The sequence below is a fragment of the Vibrio splendidus genome (genome assembly GCF_024347615.1).
GTDB lineage: Bacteria > Pseudomonadota > Gammaproteobacteria > Enterobacterales > Vibrionaceae > Vibrio > Vibrio splendidus.
In genome coordinates, this window is the sequence record NZ_AP025508.1 from 1,893,040 (window position 1) to 1,912,182 (window position 19,143).

Sequence of the window (19,143 nt, forward strand, 5' to 3'; positions counted from 1 at the left end):
ATTATCTTGTTGGTCAACTTATTAGCCAGTTAACGAGTTCATAAAAATACCGCCGTAATCAACGGCGGTATTTTTTATTATGCTTATTGCATCGTTCAGCTGAGAACAGAGAGCCTAGTTAACGTGGGCTAATTCAACACTCTGCGTTTCGTTTGCGACTTTCCAATCGCCACCTAAGGCTTTATACACGGCAATCGTGGTGTTGGCGGTTTGAAGCTTGGCGGCTACTTGGCGATCTTGCATCGCTTTTTGTTGTCTTTGTGCGTCTAACACCGATAAGTAATCGACTAGGCCTGCTTTGTATAGCGACTTTGCTTTGTTCACCGCGTTATCGACGGCAAGGGTAGCTTCATCGATGCGCTTTTGGTTTTCTTGGCTACGGCCATAGGCAAACAAGCTTGAATCGACTTCTGCAAAGGCGCTGTCTACCGAGTGTTGGTAGTTAAGCGCTGCAGAACGGAACCTTGCTTCGTTCATTTCCGCCATGGCTTCGCCTCGACCACCATCGAATACATTCCAACTTATGCCTGCAGATGCCGCCCAACCGAATGAGTCGCTACTGAACAGATCATCAAAACTTCCGGCTGTCACTCCTGGCGTACCCGTTAGGAAGAATTTTGGATAGCGATTGGCAATGCTTGCGCCGAGTTCTTCGTTAATGGCTGCCATTTCTCGTTCTGCAATGCGGATGTCTGGGCGTTGTTCTAACAAGTCAGAAGGCAAGCCTGTCGGAATAACATCGTTCATACGCGGTAAGGTAAATTCATTCGCTAAACGTTGGTTCACGCTCGTAAGTGATTCACCTAACAACACTGCCATACGTTGTTTGTGTACTTGCTCTGCGATTTCAAGTTGAGGAACAATGGATTCTGTCGCGGCAAGCATGGCTTTGGCTTGAGCAAGATCTAACTCCGAGCCATAGCCGCTACGAACAACTTTGGTGACCAGTTCTAAAGTCTGCTTTTGGTCGGAAATTTTCTCTAGTGCGATCGCTTTTCGCTCTTGAGCGCCACGATATTGCAGGTAGTTGTGAATGACATCGGCAGTGATCAAGGTATTCAAACCCGATTGGAATATCTCGGCTTGTTCCACTCGAATTGTCGCCGCGTTGGATTGCTTATCGATACGTCCAAACAAGTCCATTTCCCATGCGACGCTTGCACCTAAGAACCCGCCATCGTGTTGCGCTTCCAGCAACGACATGCCCGTCGCTGATTCAACCGCATCAGAGGCGCCAAATACCGGGCCGAGTAGGGAGTCGTTCTCACTCAGTTGGTAATTGTAATAACCACCGCCGACATTGATGGTCGGGACTTTGAATGATTCAACAACGCTTTTGTATGAGTTCGCCATGTTGATTCGCTCGGCGGCCAGTTTAAGTGGGATGTTCTGGCTTTGAACATCGGCCACTAACTGATTGAGCGTTGGATCATTAAACTGCGTCCACCAATGATTGTGCTGTTCGATTTGGCTCACTCCGTCTTGGTTCACATCACCTTGGCTATATAAGAAGGTCTCAGCCATAGTCGTTTGCGGTTCATCGTAATCAGGGCCAACCGCACAACCTGTTAGCAACAAGGCAAGAGCAATAGGAGCCACTTTAAACTTAGTTAATGGGTACATGTTTATTGCTCCTTGTTGAATGAGGTTGGAGTACCGATGTTTGTAGTTTGAGGCGTCGCATCGAGTACAACTACAGCATCTTTAATGGCTTCAGCCACTGTCTTTTTTTCTTCAGTTCGATAGAAGAGCTTGTACAGCGCAGGCATTACAAACAGAGACAACACGGTTGCCGCAGCCAAGCCACCGATAATGGTTGCCGCCATCTGGTCAAACAGTAGGTCACTGAGCAACGGGATCATGCCAAGTGCTGTGGTGAGTGCGCCCATTGAGATCGCCATAGTACGGTTCACGGTTGCTTCTTTAATTGCGTCTGACAGTGAGCGACCGTCTTTACGTTCAAGCTCGATCTGGTCCATCAACACGATGCCGTTCTTGATGATCATACCTGTCAACGTTACCGCGCCAATCAACGCCATGAAGCCGAACGGTTTATCCAACAGCAACAAGCTGAACGTTGCACCCGTCGCCGCAAGCGGTAGGGTGGTGAAGATGATCACTGGCTGTTTGAAGCCGTTAAACATCGCAACTAGGATGATCACCATCAACAACATCGCTTTAGGTAGCTGTTTAAGAATATCGCTGACCGCTTTATGCTCGTCGTAATATTCGCCACCCCATTCCAAGTGGTAACCGTGTGGAAGGTGAATGGATTCTATTTGTTCTTTAACTGAGCCTCTCACTGCTGCAGGTGTGGTGTAGCGACCAACGCCCGCTTGTGCTGTGATGGTTTTTACTCGGTCACGACGCCAAATCATGGTCTCTTCGCTTGTAAGCTCAAACCCGTCAATGACTTGACCTAGTGGAACGCTGTGGATGCCCAATAAAGAACGTACCGGCAAAGTTTCTAGCGATTGAATAGAGCTTTCTGTACCACGCAGTTGAATCGTCACCAGTTCGTCGTTTAAGTTCATACGACCCAGCGGCATGCCTTCTGACGCGCGTTTCATCGCGAATGCAATGTCGGCACGGTTAATACCCGCAAGACGCATCTTGTCTTGGTTGATGACAGGTTCTAGCATTTTGCTCTTTTGACGCCAGTCGTCACGCACGTACTTGGTGTCTGGGTGTCGAGCAAAGATAGCTTTCGCTTGTTCAGATAAGCCGTGCAGTACCTCGATATCTGGGCCTGAAAAACGCGCTTCAACACTGAATTTATCCGAAGTCGCAAGCTTTAAGCTTCTAAAGCGAGGATCGGCGTTTGGAAACTCTTGCATTAACCATTTGTCGCCACGCGCAATCAGCGGGCTGAGTGACGGGAAATCGGTCGCGTTAATCAAGATCTGACCGTAAGCAGAATCAAACGGTTCTGGCTCAATGGTCACTGAGAAACGAGGAGCGCCAGCACCAATGTACGTTGAAATACTCTCGACTTCCGGCTGCTCTAACAACCATTGTTCGATACGCTTCATGTCTTCTGAGGTCTGTTCAACCTTGGCGCCATTGGGCAGCCAGTAATCTAAGAACAGAATGGGTCTGTCGGCTTGTGGAATAAAGTTAACGGCAATATTCGGGATAGCTAATGCAGTAACCAAGATCAGCGGAATAAGCCCCGTAAGTGCTTTGAGTGGGTTATCTACCGTCCAGTTTACGCTCTTACGGTATAAGCTCACTTTGGTGTTGTCAGCTTGCTTAGTTGGCTTGATGAAGAACCAACACATCAAAGCTGTGAAGGTCATTGCGACAAACCATGACAACAACAGTGAAGAGGCGATAATTAGGAATACTGAGCTTGCGAACTCAGCGGCATCGGTTTTTGAAAAGATAACAGGGCTCGCACCCATGATAGCAATGACTGTCGCGCCAAAGAGTGGTGTAGCGGTCTCTTTAACAGAATCAATTGCGGCTTTGGTTCGGTCGATGCCTTTGTTGATTTTCACAATCATCATATCGGTGATGACAATGGCGTTATCCACCAACATGCCGAGCGCAAGAATGAAGGTACCTAGCGAAACTCGGTGTAAATCGATTGACGCGATGTTCATGTAGATAAGCGTCAGCAAGATAGTCAGCAGTAAGCTTGAGCCGACAATGGTTGCGCTTTTTAGCCCCATGAATATAGACAGGACGATGAATACAATCGCGACACTCTCTAGCAAGTTACTCACGAAGTTGTCGATCGATTTCTGAACTTCTTCCGGCTGGTTAGCAACTGTCGCGATATCAACACCTAACGGCAGGGTTGCTTGAAAATCGCTGACGATTTGATTGATTTCATCACCAAGTGATACCACGTTGACGCCGGTGACTGGGCTCATCGCTAATGTGACTGCAGGTACGCCGTTGTAGCGGTTCTCTGTCATCATTGGCTCTTGGTAGCCCATTGTGACGTCTGCAATATCGCCTAAGCGGATTAAGCTGGTTCCTAATTCACTCACGCCGCCTTTGATCATCAGGTTTTTGATGTCGTCTAATGAACCAAACTCACTCGACTGTTGAACTCGGATTCGTTCAGTTCCTGCTGAAAACTTACCGGCATCGAAGGCCATGTTTTGCGTATTCAGCTGCGACCAAACTTGTGTGATAGATAGGCCGTATTGCGCTAACCTTTCATCTGGGATGTCGATATGAACAACGCGTGGTTGAACGCCGTGTAATTCGATCTTCTTAATACCATCGACGGTTTTAATTCGACGTTGCAACTCTTCTGCGTAACGTCTTAGCTCAGCAGGCGATGCATCTTTACTGTGGATAGAGAAAAGCATGCCGTAGACTTCAGAAAACTCGTCTTGTACGACACTGATCTGTGCAGTCGAAGGCAGTAACAGCTTCATGTCAGATACTTTGCGGCGCAATAAGTCCCACTCTTGAGGAAGTGCCTTTGAATTAAGAGATTCTTTGAGATCGACAAACACCATCGACATGCCAGGCCGAGACAGTGAACGAAGTCGGTTCAATGACCCCATCTCTTGCAGTTTAGTTTCAACGGTATCCGTGACTTGCTGTTCCACTTCTTCCGCAGAAGCACCGGGATAGAACGTTACCACGACGGCCGTTTTGATGGTGAAGCTTGGATCTTCGAGCTTGCCAAGATCAAAGTAAGAAAACAGGCCTGCGATAACACTCAATGCAGTGAAAAACAGGATGAAGGTGCGTTGTTTGATCGCAAAATCAGCTAGATTCATCATGATTTACCTACAGACTCTTAACTTGAATATCGGAGAAGTGTTGGCCTTCCATGACGTACTGAGCACCACTCACCACGACGAAATCGCCATCGTTGAGCGTTGATTCAACACATACGGTATTTTGGGACATCGAAACCACGTCCACGGTTACACCATTAGCTTGCTCGTTCTTAACTGTGAACACTTGCTCGATGCCAGATTGATTCACCAACGCTGAATACGGTAAACAGAAATTGTTGCTAGCTTCGCCAAGTTGAGTTGTCAGTGTGACGGCTTTTCCTGGCAACACTGACTTGTTGGTTGTCTCTACATGGTAGGTAACCGCGTAGGTTTGCTTGATAAGATGAGGTGACGTGGCAATTTCAGCGGCGTACCCAATCAGCTTTTCCTCTGAACCATACCAATTGATAACAGCGGTTTGATTCGGTTGGAACTCATGAATCAAGTTTTCTGGGACTTGGATTTTAACTTCAAGCTGATCTGGGTTGTGGATGGTGAAAACCGAAATGCCCGGCAGAACTTGTTCAAACTGTTCGAAATTCGATGCCGCTACAACGCCGTCGAAGGGTGCGAGTAACTTGGTATAACGAATCGAATCTTTCGCACGGCGTATGTTCTGTTCTACGACTTTAACCGCCGCTTCACTTCGTTCATAACCGCTGATTGCACGGTCTAGATTAACATCGGCAATCGCATTATCAGCGATGGCTTGTTTTACTCGTACAAGTTCGGATTTCGCTAATTTGTGTGCAGATTTCGCTTCGAGTGCTCGTGCTTGTAACTCTTCTAACGCGACTTGATAATCATGAGGGTCTAACTGCGCAAGTGGTTGGCCTTTCTTAACTGAATCACCAACCGAGACCATCATTTTTTGAATAGTGCCAGGTACACGAAACGCAACGCCAGCGGTTTCTGATGACTGCAATTTGCCTGTGAACGATTTTTCAACTTGATGAGAGAGAGGTTCAAGTTGGATAACTTGAATCGGGCGCGTTTGTTTTTGAGCTATCGTCGCCTCAGAGTCATTACAGCCAAACAGAGCGGTTAGGCTTAGTGCCATGACTGTGTATTTGAAGATAGGTGTCTGCTGAAAGATAGACGAACGCTGCAAAACAGATGAATGTTGAGATATAGGCTTCATGGATTACTCCTGTCAATTTATGGAGTAATTCTATCTTTCAGTCTTGTTTAGATAATCTAGTCTTCACGTGAAACACTGTCACAATATTCGTTACAATAACTAAAGTTTCGGAAGCTCTTGTAATAAAAAATCAATCAAAAGCTGTGCTGAATGGCTTAACGCTTTACGCTGAGGATAGAGCAGCCATGCTTCTTCTTCTTGAAGATTCTCGTCGGGGAACAGGTTAATCAAGGTGCCGTCTTTGAGTTGCTGTCGTACCAAGAGTTCTGGTAACAACGCGATGCCTCTATGTCGAATTACACCGCCTTTCACGAACCCAATGCTGTCGCTAACGACCGAAGGTTCAACTTTGATGGTGTGATCTTTGATGTCCCATTGTTTATCGATGTCGCCACTTGGCCACCTGAAGCAAACAAATGGGTAATTGGAGAGCTCTCTTAGGTTTGAGGGCTTGCCTTGTTTCTCTAGAAATTCAGGGCTTGCGACAAAAATACGCTGGAGAACCATCACTTTACGAGCAACCACGTTAGCGTCGCTCAACGTCCCACCATGCATAGCGAGGTCTAATCCTTGACGGTACATGTCGACAAAGGCGTTACTAATGTTGCGAATATCAAGCTCAACCTTAGGGTACATATCTTGGAATTTAAACAGAGTCGACTGCATGATGTCGCTGGTTTCAGGCAATAGACCAATCTTAATTTGCCCGTGTGCAACCTCTGAAAGGTTGGAAGCGACATGGTTCGCTTTGTCGAGCGCACTCAATGCATTGAGTAGTTCTTTGTAATAGAGCTCGCCAGATTTGGTTAAGGAGAGGCTTCGTGTGGTTCTAAAGAACAGTTGAATGCCGAGAGACTTCTCAAGGTCGTTAATTCTGCGGCTAACGTTAGCTCGGGGAAGGTCAAGTGCATTGGCTGCGGCAGTAAAACTACCCAGTTCGACAACGGTGGTAAACAGCTTAAGATCTGCGATTTTCATAACAACGGCATTTAATCGTTTTTAGAACAGTATGTTGGCATCGTATACCAATTGGATTTTAAAATCGAAGCGTTCTTGGGTTTGGCTTGTTTTAAGACAGTAAAAAGCCAGCTGACAAATCATTATCAAAGCTGGCTTTGTGTTCGCATGGGACAGACTGCTCTATTTTTCACCTTGGACTAGACAGCTTGTTCTTTCGCCTCACACCATATCAGTTTAACGACCTCGACCGTCCACCATCACAATGATAGTTTTAGAAATGATGCTGAGATCAGCGGCAATCCAAGACTTCACAGAACATAGGCTTAATGCGTAACTATGGTCAAAGCCCACTTTACGACGTACATCATCAATACAGGTATCATAACCTTGATTTACTTGTGCAAGCCCCGTAATACCCGGCATTACGCCGTATGTACGGTCAGCAAAGTAAGGGATTTCGTTCTCTAGTTTGGTGTAAAAAGTAGGGCGTTCAGGGCGTGGACCAATTAGAGACATTTCACCTTTCAATACATTGAACAGCTGTGGGAGCTCATCAAGACGTGTCTTTCTCAAAAAGCGGCCAACGGGTGTGATTCGTGGGTCATTCGCTGTAGCCCAAACTGCGCCAGAACGCGTTTCTGCATCTTCGTACATGCTACGGAACTTCATGATTTCAAAGATTGCCATTTTCTCTGGTGTAGATTTACCAACACGCAATTGGCGGTAGAAAATAGGGCCGCGAGATGTCAGTGCTATCGCCATCGCAATCAATGGAAATACTGGCGCTAGCAAAATCAAAGCAATTAGTGAGCTTACGAAATCGAACGTACGTTTAGCTCGTGAGATTTTGTATTGGTATAAGTTTTGAGTAGATAGCTGTTCAATGTTCATCATAATAAGTCCTTAATGATTCGCTCGTGTCCAAGGTGAGTTTTCTAGTCCGATTAGGTAACGAATACCACCAATGAAGTTGGCATAGTGTCCAACTATCAAATAAGAGATTAATGAAATAGGTTTGTTTACTAGACGCTTTGGCAAGATGCAGCCAAGTACGCCAATGGTATAAACGGCAACTTGAGCCCATAACAGTGCTTCAAATACCAAGTAGTTGTTAAGTAAGATTGAGCACACTAAGCACACAATCATTAAATATGGAGTGAGTAGGCGAAGCCCTTTTCCGGAGAAGAACGCAAACGCGATGCCTTTGAACTTGGGGCTGAACAAGCCAAACAATCGAATCGCTTGTTGCATGTTGCCCGCTGAAATACGAAGTCTTCTTTTGAAGTCTGTTTCTAGGTTCGATTCTTCTAGCTCCAGTGCCACCATTTGTGTTTCGTATTCTGCGATGTAACCTTGTTTAACGATTTGCATCGGTAAGATGAAATCATCATTAATAGTGTTGAGTGGAAGCAGTTCAAACAGGTGTGTTCTAAACAAGTAGAAAGCGCCATGAGAACCTAAGCTAGAACCTAATGAAGCCTCTGACTCTTTAACGGCGGTTTGGTACTGCCAGTAAGTGTTTTCGCCTTCGTTGCCTGTTGGGCAAAGCTGATACGTCGCGTTCACCACACCAACCTTGTCACTTTCAAAATGAGCGGCTGCAATAAGCAATGCATCCAATGAAATAAGGGCTGATACATCACTTAGTGCCGTGATATCGCTTTTTATATTGGTCACTTCTTCATTGATAACCGCAACTTTCCCTCGGTTGGTCTTGTGGTCATGTATCTCGAAATAGATATCGCTGCACATCGCTTCTTGAATCGTCATTTCGGCGATTTCTACCGTGTTATCAGTGCAGCCATCACAAACAATAATGACTTGTAGCTTCTTTTTTGGGTAATCTAATGAAGCAAGGTTACGAACTTTATCGGCGATCCACTGCTCTTCGTTAAATGCTGGCACAAGAATGGTAATGGTGGGTAGTGTGCAATCTTGTTGTTCGTCTTTATAACAACGATGGCTCTCTTCAATCTGACGCGCCGGGTGACTTTTCGCATACCAACGCAGTAACAGTGGATAGGCAGCGTGATGGTAGACAATCAGCGCACCAGAGAATAAGCAAAGTCCTGCAAGCAACCAGTCGATCATGCGCAAACTCCTTTTGAGATATCGTTGTAAGAGGCAACCATTTTTACAATGTCGAAGTTTTCGAGTACGTAACGACGAGGTGACAAAAAGCGTTCATTTTGCTTTTCTAATAGCGCACTAGCTAACCCCACAATGCTGCCGCTTTTGACGAGGGCGCCGCTGACTGGACATAAGGTTTCATCGACAGCCCCTACATTCATCGCGACGGTAGGGATGTTGCACGCCTGAGCTTCTAGTGTAGAAAGTGGCAGCCCCTCATGACGAGAAGGTAGACAGAAGGTGTCTAACGCGCCGTAAAAAGAAGTCATGTCTTCAATTAGGCCAAGAAAGATCACACGGTCGCTCAAATTCAAGCGGTCAGTGAGTTGTTCCAGTTGCTTGCGTTTTGAACCATCACCAGCCAATGCGACAACGGTGTTAGTAGGAAGTAAGCTAAGCGCTTTAATCAGTTGGTCTTGACCTTTCACGTGTTCTAAACGTCCCGCACAACCTACGATGTGTTTATCGGTTGGTAGATCGAGTGTTGCTCTCGCGTCTGCTTTTGACATCGGTTTGAACTTCTCGCAATCCACACCGTTTTTAATCGTGATGATGTTGTTGTATGAAAAGGCAGAGCGCAGTTGGTTGTAAACACGGGTTGCATCGGCCACCAAAGTTGGCTGAGCGGCTTTAAGTGCTAATGCTTGTAAGCGACGACGTTTGTTATTTTTCAAATGCCAAGCATCATGCTCGGTATGAATTCGAGTAGGAACCCCTGATACACGGGCAGCGTAACCCGCGTAGAGCAGTGGGCCTATGTGATGGGTATGAACAACATCAGGGCGAATTCCTCTAAATGCTTTGATGAGTTTTATGATGATGTTGAATTGAACACCGGGCTCTTTATCTAAAAACACGATTTGGTTGTGGTAAGGCTTCAGCTTCGGCCAGTTTGCGATGGATTCTGCTTTCGTGCCTTCTAAACTGACGATCAACACTTGGTCTGTTGGTTTGGCAAGGCGCAGCAAATCTAACGTTAGGGTTTCTAATCCGCCTGGGGCAAGGTGTTGAACAACGTGTATGATCTTCTTGCCATGCTTTGTTATCTGGTTATTCATAATTTGGACCCTGCCTTTATAATTCTTGTTTCGCTTTTCTGACGTTTCTCTTGAAGTAACTTCTTTAAAACGTTTGACTACACAAGGAGATTGCAGGAGTTGTGCCAATTAAATAGTCATTATATTTCAGTGACTTATAGTGAGTGGTTCGAGGGCAGTTTTCGTTTCTCAAAATGGGAATCAAAACAAGATACGAGTGAATGGCTATTTGAATCGTGGCGCTTCGGGAAATCGAAAGTGGGATTAATAATTGGGGCTTTATAAAAGCAAAACGCCAACCGAGTGTTGGCGTTTAGTACTTGGAAACTAAAGAGCTAGGAAGCACGAAGCTAGGAAACTAGAAAGCTAAGAATCTAGCAAGTTAAAAATAGCTAAGGCTAATCAACTCATTTTAGGGATAACGGTAATGACAGGAACACCTAAGATGTCTTCAATTTCATCTTTACGCTTGATTGAAGAGTCAAACAGCTCAAACAATATCGCCAACCCAATGCCAAGGCCGATACCTGCAACGAAACCAGCCAAAACAAACACAAAAGAAGGTATGTTAGATTTGATACTAGGCGTGAAGGGTAAATCGATAATCTTCACACGTTTGTTTTGCTCGAATACACCAAGCGAACCCGTTAATTGAGCCATTTCATAACGCTCTGTCAGTTCATCGTATAGCTGGCGTTTAATTTCAACTTGTCGTTTAAGACGGTACATCTCTTTTGCATTTTCGCCGAAGTTATTCGCCTTGTGTTCTAATTCGAAAATCATAGTACGAAGGCTTTTCGTTTCTTCTGTCAAAGATTCAAAGCGAGCACGAACCAGTTGTAAACTGTGTAGTTGGGTGACTAAGAGAGGTTGGGTATCAGACAGTTTGTTCAGTGTCGTACTACTTGCAATGTCCCAAAGCTGGTCGCTGTTCATCGTAGGTTGAGTGACATCGAGTAAACTCTTTCTCTCATTTTCAAGTCTGTCTAGTTCACGAACTTTAGCTTGTACGGCACTGTGTTTGTTTGTGTATTTGGCTTGAAGTAGAGCCAGTTCACTACGAATATCGATGATCTGATCTTCTATTCGACCTATCACTGGGTTAGTTTTTGAAAGCTGTTGATCGATTGACCCTAAGCTTTTTTCAACACCGGATAACTCGGCCTCTTTTTCTGCGAGTGTTTGTTTGAGTGACGCTAAGCGATTCAAACTTTGGCTCTGTACCTCAGGCGTCGAATGAACATTCTCATTCATGTATAAGGCAAGGGCTTCTTCTGCTACTTCAAGTTCAGCACTGCGCTTATCTATATGAATCTTCAAGAAGTTGCTCGAGTCTTCAATCGAAGAACGTTCTGGTGCTAACAGTTGCTCAATAAAATGTTCACTTACCGAACGAAGCGTCGCTTCCATTCCATCTGGTGTGTTTGAGCTTAAGCTAATTTTTAGAAAATCTTTTCCAAGCTGAGTCACCGTTAGACGTTGAGATAGGTCAGTAATGATCTCTTGTTTCTCAATTTCAGGCATATCGGGCGTGGTTAATTGCAGTTCATCAGCGACCGAATAAAGTACATGTCGACTGTGAAGCAGTGTTCTCAACGCGTTAAGGCGGTCTTTGAGCATGGTAGAAACGGCGATGTCTTCCAAGAATGGATTCATTTTGGCCGTTTCTTGAATCAACATACTGGTATGCGCGTCATATTTAGTCGGAGCCAACTTGCTCACACCAAAGCCGACAAAGGGCAAAATAAGGATTGGTAGAACAATAACGTAGCGTTGGCGCCACATGGCATTCAAGATGAACAATAACCGCAATTTCAGATTATTCATAATAGCTCCAACATCCAATGTACGAAGTTACCGCGGTTCTGCCAACTGTCTTTGGAGACGACAGAGACTGGCGAGTTTTCAAGGTGACGGCTTTGCTCGAGAGCTTCGACCATCTGTTGTGCATTTTCAACGGACGTAACGTGATTCTTATAAGGAACCATTGCAGGAAAAGGGGTGGTTACGATAGGAGTTCCCGCGGCAAGGTATTCCATCAGCTTTAATGGACTGCATGCTCGGATCTGTTCGTTATCAACGAAAGGTAATAGGCTCACATCCCAGTGTTGCGAATAGCTTGGCAACGTGTGATGTGGGCGAGGCCCCAAGTAATGAACATTATCGAGGTTAGGCAACGACAATGTATCAAGCTCATTAGGGCCGATGAATACAAAGTCCCATTCCGGCATTGCTGTCGCCACATGTTTGACCATGTCGTAATCCAGCCATTGAGATAAGCTTCCGTAAAAGCCTGCAATCGGGCGGTGGTTGCTTGGCAAGTCGTGTGCTCTTGGAACTGGTGTAGAAAATAGCCCGACATCGACACCATGTGGTAAGAGTTGAGCTTTCTCATTAGGGAATTTGTCCATCAGCTTTTCACTAGCAGCGAAGACCAGATCTGATTTTTCAATCAATTCCAATTCATGCTGAGCGACAGTTTTGTGGTCAACGCCCGCGAGCGCACTAAAGTCATCCCCGCAGTAATAAACAACCGCTGACTCGCCTAAGTGTCCGCATAAATCAACAGCGGTAGGAAGGGAAGTCCATAAGATAGGATTATGAAGTTTCAGCTCAGCAATAACTGGCTTCAACTGACGTAACATCATTTGCTGAGCCAGTTTTCTAGACAGCTTAGAAGAAGGCGCAGGAATGGTTTTCAAGTTCACGACCGTTATGTTGCCTTGGTCGTTTGAATCAGCGACGTTTTGTGGATCCAGCATGTTTTGAGTAACTGCGTTGCTTCGCCCTGTCAGTTTATTGAAAGCGCGAGTGATGTCTTTAACTGACAGTCTTGGCTGTCTAAGACCAATAGAGTTGACCCATAAGACTTTATGTTGTTTAGCCAAGTGACGAACCAAGTGTTGAGTCGATGAAGGCAGACCGCCAAAGTCTTCACCAAATACGATTAAATCACGCATGGTCGCCTCCATGAGTCTCTAACGAGTCGAATACATCGGATTCTGTCACTTCAACGGATTTAATCTGACCGACAACTCGAGCAGGGTTACCGCCTGCGATTGCGAAGGCAGGGATGTTCTTTGTTACCACGCTGCCTGCGGCTATTACGGCACCTTCGCCGATGGTTACGCCACCTTTAACGGTAACATTGGTGCCTAGCCATACATCTTGTTCAAGAATGATGTCGCCGATTTGCTGAGGGTCATCGCCTTCACCTAGTGCTCGACGTTTTGCATCAAGCGGGTGTCCAGAGTATCCAAACAGGAAAGCGCCGCCAGCGATGCGTACGTTGTCGGAGATAACGACTTTACCTCCAACAGCGATGGTCGATTGCCAACCGATGTCTACATTGTTGCCAATCGACAGTAGTGGGTGTTCCAAGCCTTCAAGTGGTTGGGTACAACCAGAGAATGTCGTGTGGCCAGAGATACGGCAGTTATCGCCAATCGTAATTTGTACCGGACCGCTCACGAAAGGGAGGCCACCGTATAAATACAGGCGTTTGCCACATTGAGCGACACGACCTTTGAAAGCCGGAGTCCAGTAGAAGAATCGCGTAAAGCCAGAAACCAAATTCACCACTAGCTTGTGCGCTTGATATAGGCAGCGATTAAGTACTTGAGGGGTAGGTAGCTCTGCGCTTCTGATGTCTTTCAAAATGAAAAACACATTTCTAATTCGAGAATTAGGGTGAAACTTAAGCCAATGTTTGAATTGATGTATAGATACTGACGTCATAATGAAAATCCTCTTTTTTGTTATATAGAAGTACTTTCATATATTGTGCCATTTAATAAGTGCATTATTTTCAATAAGTTACAAGTTGACTTTTAGGTTTTCTCATTTTGACAGGCAGTATGAGATACGTTCGCAACAGCAACAATCAATGCGGAAAGGATATAGATAGGCCAGTTGAAGCCTTGTGTTAGGAAGGTACCCGAGACTATGGTGCCAATTAACCCAGTATATACGGCGTAAGCCGCGGCATTGAGATTTGGGTCGATTTCTGTGGCCGAGTTTTTTAACCTCGTTAACGTAGAGCGAGAGGTTTTGATCAAAGAAACGATAAGACAAACAAAAATGATCAGACCAATGAATCCGGTCTCTGCTAACACACCAAACCAAGTACTGTGAACGGCGTGATTCAGTCCGTCCCAGTGCGAACTATAAAAGAAGTAGTTCGAGAAGAAGTTGTTCAACCCTACGCCTGTCAGTGGATTCTCAACTGCCATTTTTACTGCTGCTTCCCAAGCATAGATTCGCCCCATTGCAGATTCATCGATACCTTGTTCAGCGGCACCACCAGAAGATCTGTCTGAGATCCCAGCAACCAAGTAGAGCACTACGGCCACGACAGTTCCTACGGAGATTAAGAGAACTTTAGAGCGCACTAGTTTCCACGCAAAAATACCAATCACCGCAATACACCCCAGTAACCCGCCACGGCTTTGAGTGGCAATAATGGCGGCGAGCAGCAACAAACAGACTAACCCGCTAATTAAGCGTTTGGATCGTGAGATGCCAGTCGTGGTGGCTTGGCTTATCGTAAAGGCGAGTGGGAACATCAGTACCAGTGCTAGATCGTTCGGGTCACCTAACATAGAGCCAAAATCGCGGCCAATAGTCACACGTGAGCCTTCAACAAGCCCAATGCCATTTACTGAGTTGTACACGGCAATAGAGCTTACTAAAGCGCCAGCGTAGATAATCGTCATCGCGGTTTTTGCGAGATTTTCAGTGGTATTTACTAGCCAAGTAATCGCAAGCGTCATCACGATGATTTTCCAATAAACGCCTTTGAATTCTGCGAGTGCTATGGGCCTGTTAGACGCGAAGATAATACCAATAAAAACCAATACCCAAAAAATGGTGAGCCAATTTAAACAAGGGTGCCAGAAGATTTTGAGCTCTTTACTGATTAAAGCATGCCATAGCAGAGCTGACAGAGCGCCTAATGAAAGCATTAGCGGTATTTTTAACGAATAGAGTTGAGGTATGGCTTCGTGAATTCGGAAAAATGAAAAGACAACGAACAATAGGACTAGCCAGAATGTCTTGTTTAACACGAATAACCCGGCCAATGGCACAAGAGCGAGCGCCACAATAACAGCGGGATGCGGCACGAAGTACCAGACAATACCGAGCCCGACACACAAGGTGCTGATCGTGATGATGACTGGCAATCTATTGGCTTCAGGGTTGACCATTGTGACCTCTATTCGCAAATAAACTCTTCATGACTCGCTCGCAATCTTTTGAGACGTAGTTACACCTGATGTTAAATATTGCAAAGCGAGTGCCAGTTATGCATTTTGTTTAACTAACTGATTTAGTGTTGGATTATTAAGTGAGGGCTTAGCCTTGAGGTGAGTTTTGTCATTTTGAGAATCAGTATAAAACTGTCTAAAGTACTTAAATCATCTAGCCCAAATGACCAGTTAACTACTAAGACGAGTATTAACGGTCGAGTTGATAGATTTCCAACAACTGCGGGACAACAGCTTGTGGCGAGTATTGGTCTTTCACGGTTTCTATCGCGTTACTCTTGAGAGAGTCACGTTGCTCGCTCGTCAATGACATCCACGAGGATAAATGCTGTTCTAGTACTAACGCTGTTTCTGAATCAGATTCTGAATTGGCGAGGTAACCATTAACTTGGTGCACGATGAGCTTAGGCAAGTTACCAACTGAGGTAGCGAGAACGGGAATGCCGCGAATCATGGCTTCTAATGCCGCCATAGGTAAGCCTTCAAAGCGGGAAGGGATGATTAACAAATCGATTTGGCTCCAGACGTCGTCCATATTGGTCTGATGCCCATGAAAGGTAACATTATCAGGCTGCGATTTAGCTAAGACGTCCATTTCTGGTCCGTCACCAAAAAGCTCAAACCGAACATCAGGAAACTGTTTGGCTAATGCGACAAATCGATCAGGCGCTTTTTCATGGCTTAACCGCCCCACAAAGCCTACATGGAATGGGCTTGATGAAGGGGAGTTTGTTAACCCGGTTGGGACTTTAACAAAGTTATTCAATTGATGGGTTTTACTCGGCACTTTCGCTTTAATCTTCTCACTGACCACAAGCGACTGATCAGAAAGAAAGCTGCTGTAACGGTCGAGCCAGTCATAAAGCCATACTTTGCCTGTTGGGGTTTCACCTGCGTGATAAGTGGTGATTTGTTTAGTGCTGTTTAAGCGAGGTGGGAGCTTGATGAGTTTACTGACCAAACTGGCTTTGTAACCATGAGCATGTATAAGCCTTGGCTGATAATGTTGAACTGCACGTTTAAGCTGTGTCGCGCTATTGCTGCTTGAATCTGCAGAGCAAGAGGCTAAATCGGAAAGGTAACTAAAAGGGATGTTCAGCGTATTCAACTTTTCAACGATGATCGCTTCTGGATTAAGCTGAGTCAAAAGAACGATTCGAACAGCATCTGAATACTGAGCGCTTTCAGAAATCAGGCCTTGTGCTAATTCTAAAACATGCGTTTCTATACCTCCAAAAGTTTGGCTGTCGATCAACAGCCAAATCTCATGAAGGTTTACGTTGAGTACACCTTGGCTAGGCTTGGTTGTACTCATCATCCGATTCCCAAGCCTGCTTCTTACGGTAAACGGTAGAAGGGCTAAGTTCTAATAACACAGCAGCGTTTAGCACATTCCCATCGCAATGATTGATCGCGTGTTGAATGGCTTCGCGCTCTATTTGCCACATTGGACGGATAGCACCTTCGCTTGTTATAAATGCGGGCGTCATCGGGTCGTTGTTAGCGGGAACAACTGACGATTGCTCCAACTCTTCCGGAGTAATCGGTGGCAACTTAGCTTCTGGTGTTTCCACAACAGCAGTTTGGGGCGCCGCTACTCGAATTGGTGTCACTGATTTCGAGGTTGGAGCTGCGTCTATTTTATTAATCGGAGGCGGTAACATGTCTTTGGTCACGCTTGTCTCATTGTTCAACACCACGATGTTACGGATGATGTTTTGCAGCTGACGCACGTTGCCTGGCCACGCATAACGTTTAAGTAGATTCTGCGTTTCTTTGTCTATTGATTTGAACTTCTTTTTGTCTTGCTTCGCGTACAGCTTTAAAAAGTGATTACAAAGGGTGACAATGTCACCTCCTCGTTCACGAAGCGGTGGCATCTCAATAGGCACGACGTGAACACGATAGTAAAGGTCTTCTCTAAAACGTCCTTCTTCTACCTCAACCAGTGGGTCGCGGTTGGTCGCACAGATAATTCTGACATCAACTTTAATCTCGCGGTTGCCACCGAGTGGAGTAAACGTACCGGTTTGCAAAAATCTAAGGAGCTTCTTCTGCATCTCCAGTTCCATTTCACAAAGCTCGTCGAGAAATAGGGTACCGCCGTGTGCTTGCATCGCTGCACCTTTACGGTCGGCTGTTGCTCCGGTAAATGCACCTTTAACGTGACCAAAGATTTCACTCTCCATTAGGTCTCGAGGGATAGCGCCACAGTTAATGGCAACGAAGGGCTTACCGTTACGTTGACTCTCTTGGTGGATCGCTTCTGCACACACTTCTTTACCCGTACCACTCTCGCCGTTAATAAACACGCTGGCAGTGGTTGGCGCGACAGAATCAATGATCTTGTAAACCGCCTGCATAGGTAGGCAAGAGCCAATGAAATTATGAAAGCGGTCACGATCGAACTTGCTTTGCATGTTATCGACGAGGTTTTCGAGTTTCGCTCTTTTTAGATGCAAGCGGACAGAGGTCTTAAGTCGATCGGCTTGAATTGGCTTTTCCAAGAAGTCTTCCGCACCGCGCTGGATGAGATCTACAGCAATATTAACTGAGCCATGTGCTGTCGCGATAATGACGGCGGTCGGTATTTCGTTCGCACTTATCCAATCTAAGACTTCTTCGCCTGGCATGTCGGGCAGTTTAAGATCGAGAATAACAAGCTGTGGTGAGTGCCTTTCAATGAAGATCTTAGCTTCCGCGCCGGTTTCGACGTGAAAAATATCGTAGGGCTCGTCTTTTACGTACTGCTTGTAGAGTACGGCGAGTGAGGTGGAGTCTTCAACTAACAATACCTTAGGGCGCATTGTGTATTCCTTTTGAAACTTTATCCTAACCAATCAATAACATAGTGGTATGTATCCATCAACACGAGACTTGTGTATTTGTTATCTACCGCATGCAATCTCTTAAGAAACGATAGGTGTACTTTCTCGCGTTGTTGCTCACGATAGCGTGCCTATTAATGGTGAGTATATTAATAACGACTATGTTGAGTTTTTATCTGATACCTACACTTACACTGATACTAATGAGCATTCAGAGTTCGCTGAAACCAGCCTTTTTTCTTTCAAGCAAGGCTTTGATTGAACGCACTGCGAGTTCTAGTAATTCGTCAACTTGTAGAAATGCGGCATCATGACTCTGTTCTAAACATTGCTTCTCTAAAGCGCGAGCTAACTCACCCAAAGGGCGATTACCTAATGATAGCGCCGTGCTGCCGAGAGTGTGGACCTCGAACTCAAGCATTTGAACGTCTTTCTGCGTGACAGCCTCTTTTATGGCTACCAAGCGTGTTTGTGATTCTTCGACATAATGGTCGATCAAGATAGGGATAATGTCCGCACTTGTATCTCGAATCATTTGCTCTAGAACGCTTTCATCAACAAGCTCGCTAACTTCTTGTGAGTTTAGATGTGCAGTTGTGTCTGACGCTAAAGTGGAATTCATCAAACTAAGTCCTTTCGTTGAGCTTAATATCCGTGAGTAAAGGGGCTGTTGACCTTTCGTGGTTAAGTTTTGTTCGAATGGGGGCGCCTCGCTCGAACCCTTCGGGCAGCCCTTGTGGTTCATTTCTACTGCGTTAGAGATTTTTCATGTAGGCCAGCTACACGTCAAAGCCTCTTCCTTGTATTAATTTTCCACAAGATGCTGCAAAACCCAGCTCGAAAGGTCAACAGCCCCTATTAAGTTCTAGTCATTTTCTAGAATAATTTCAACTGCTTGCCGTATAAACAGAGCAATTAATTACCATCTCACTCATATTGCTACAGGGTTTGTGACAAGCCTAACGGACTGATTTAATTTTGTTTTCTCTTATAAAATATAAACTTAGGTGCTTATAAAACCTAAGGTAGGGG

General features: G+C 45.4%; 14 protein-coding genes. All 14 read right to left on the reverse strand.

Features of this window, described 5'->3' with window-relative positions; genetic code table 11:
* Nucleotides 1-114: 114 nt before the first annotated feature.
* Nucleotides 115-1,623, reverse strand: coding sequence for an efflux transporter outer membrane subunit (locus OCU90_RS08630; RefSeq protein ID WP_061024126.1), 1,509 nt, complete (start codon nt 1,621-1,623; stop codon nt 115-117).
* A gap of 2 nt (nt 1,624-1,625) precedes the next feature.
* On the reverse strand, nt 1,626-4,745 hold the full coding sequence (locus tag OCU90_RS08635) for an efflux RND transporter permease subunit (RefSeq protein WP_206207879.1): 3,120 nt from the start codon (nt 4,743-4,745) through the stop codon (nt 1,626-1,628).
* Between the two features lie 10 nt (nt 4,746-4,755).
* On the reverse strand, nt 4,756-5,889 hold the full coding sequence (locus OCU90_RS08640; RefSeq protein WP_061024130.1) for an efflux RND transporter periplasmic adaptor subunit: 1,134 nt from the start codon (nt 5,887-5,889) through the stop codon (nt 4,756-4,758).
* Between the two features lie 99 nt (nt 5,890-5,988).
* Nucleotides 5,989-6,867, reverse strand: coding sequence for a LysR family transcriptional regulator (locus OCU90_RS08645; RefSeq protein WP_004733811.1), 879 nt, complete (start codon nt 6,865-6,867; stop codon nt 5,989-5,991).
* A 216-nt stretch (nt 6,868-7,083) separates the two neighbouring features.
* On the reverse strand, nt 7,084-7,743 hold the full coding sequence (locus tag OCU90_RS08650) for a sugar transferase (RefSeq protein ID WP_017077278.1): 660 nt from the start codon (nt 7,741-7,743) through the stop codon (nt 7,084-7,086).
* A 9-nt stretch (nt 7,744-7,752) separates the two neighbouring features.
* Complete coding sequence (locus OCU90_RS08655) at nt 7,753-8,940, reverse strand: glycosyltransferase family 2 protein (protein WP_099426149.1); 1,188 nt, start codon at nt 8,938-8,940, stop codon at nt 7,753-7,755.
* On the reverse strand, nt 8,937-10,037 hold the full coding sequence (locus OCU90_RS08660; protein ID WP_061024134.1) for a glycosyltransferase: 1,101 nt from the start codon (nt 10,035-10,037) through the stop codon (nt 8,937-8,939). Before OCU90_RS08660 ends, OCU90_RS08655 begins: the two co-directional genes overlap by 4 nt.
* 381 nt (nt 10,038-10,418) lie before the next feature.
* The gene (locus OCU90_RS08665; protein ID WP_004733807.1) at nt 10,419-11,843 is read right to left on the reverse strand and encodes a GumC family protein; all 1,425 of its coding nucleotides are present in this window, start codon (nt 11,841-11,843) and stop codon (nt 10,419-10,421) included.
* Nucleotides 11,840-12,976, reverse strand: a complete 1,137-nt coding sequence (locus tag OCU90_RS08670) for a glycosyltransferase (RefSeq protein ID WP_061024136.1) — start codon at nt 12,974-12,976, stop codon at nt 11,840-11,842. The genes OCU90_RS08665 and OCU90_RS08670 overlap by 4 nt, the downstream gene beginning before the upstream one ends.
* Nucleotides 12,969-13,754, reverse strand: a complete 786-nt coding sequence (locus OCU90_RS08675) for an acyltransferase (protein ID WP_061024139.1) — start codon at nt 13,752-13,754, stop codon at nt 12,969-12,971. The genes OCU90_RS08670 and OCU90_RS08675 overlap by 8 nt, the downstream gene beginning before the upstream one ends.
* A gap of 92 nt (nt 13,755-13,846) precedes the next feature.
* A complete protein-coding gene (locus OCU90_RS08680; protein WP_061024141.1) occupies nt 13,847-15,223 on the reverse strand; it encodes an O-antigen ligase family protein in 1,377 nt (458 codons plus the stop codon).
* 250 nt (nt 15,224-15,473) lie between these two features.
* Complete coding sequence (locus OCU90_RS08685; protein ID WP_061024144.1) at nt 15,474-16,598, reverse strand: glycosyltransferase family 4 protein; 1,125 nt, start codon at nt 16,596-16,598, stop codon at nt 15,474-15,476.
* Nucleotides 16,579-18,090 carry a sigma-54-dependent transcriptional regulator gene (locus OCU90_RS08690; protein WP_061024147.1) on the reverse strand — a complete coding sequence of 504 codons (1,512 nt, stop codon included), beginning with the start codon at nt 18,088-18,090 and terminating at the stop codon, nt 16,579-16,581. Before OCU90_RS08690 ends, OCU90_RS08685 begins: the two co-directional genes overlap by 20 nt.
* 232 nt (nt 18,091-18,322) lie before the next feature.
* Complete coding sequence (locus OCU90_RS08695) at nt 18,323-18,733, reverse strand: Hpt domain-containing protein (RefSeq protein ID WP_061024149.1); 411 nt, start codon at nt 18,731-18,733, stop codon at nt 18,323-18,325.
* Nucleotides 18,734-19,143 lie beyond the last annotated feature (410 nt).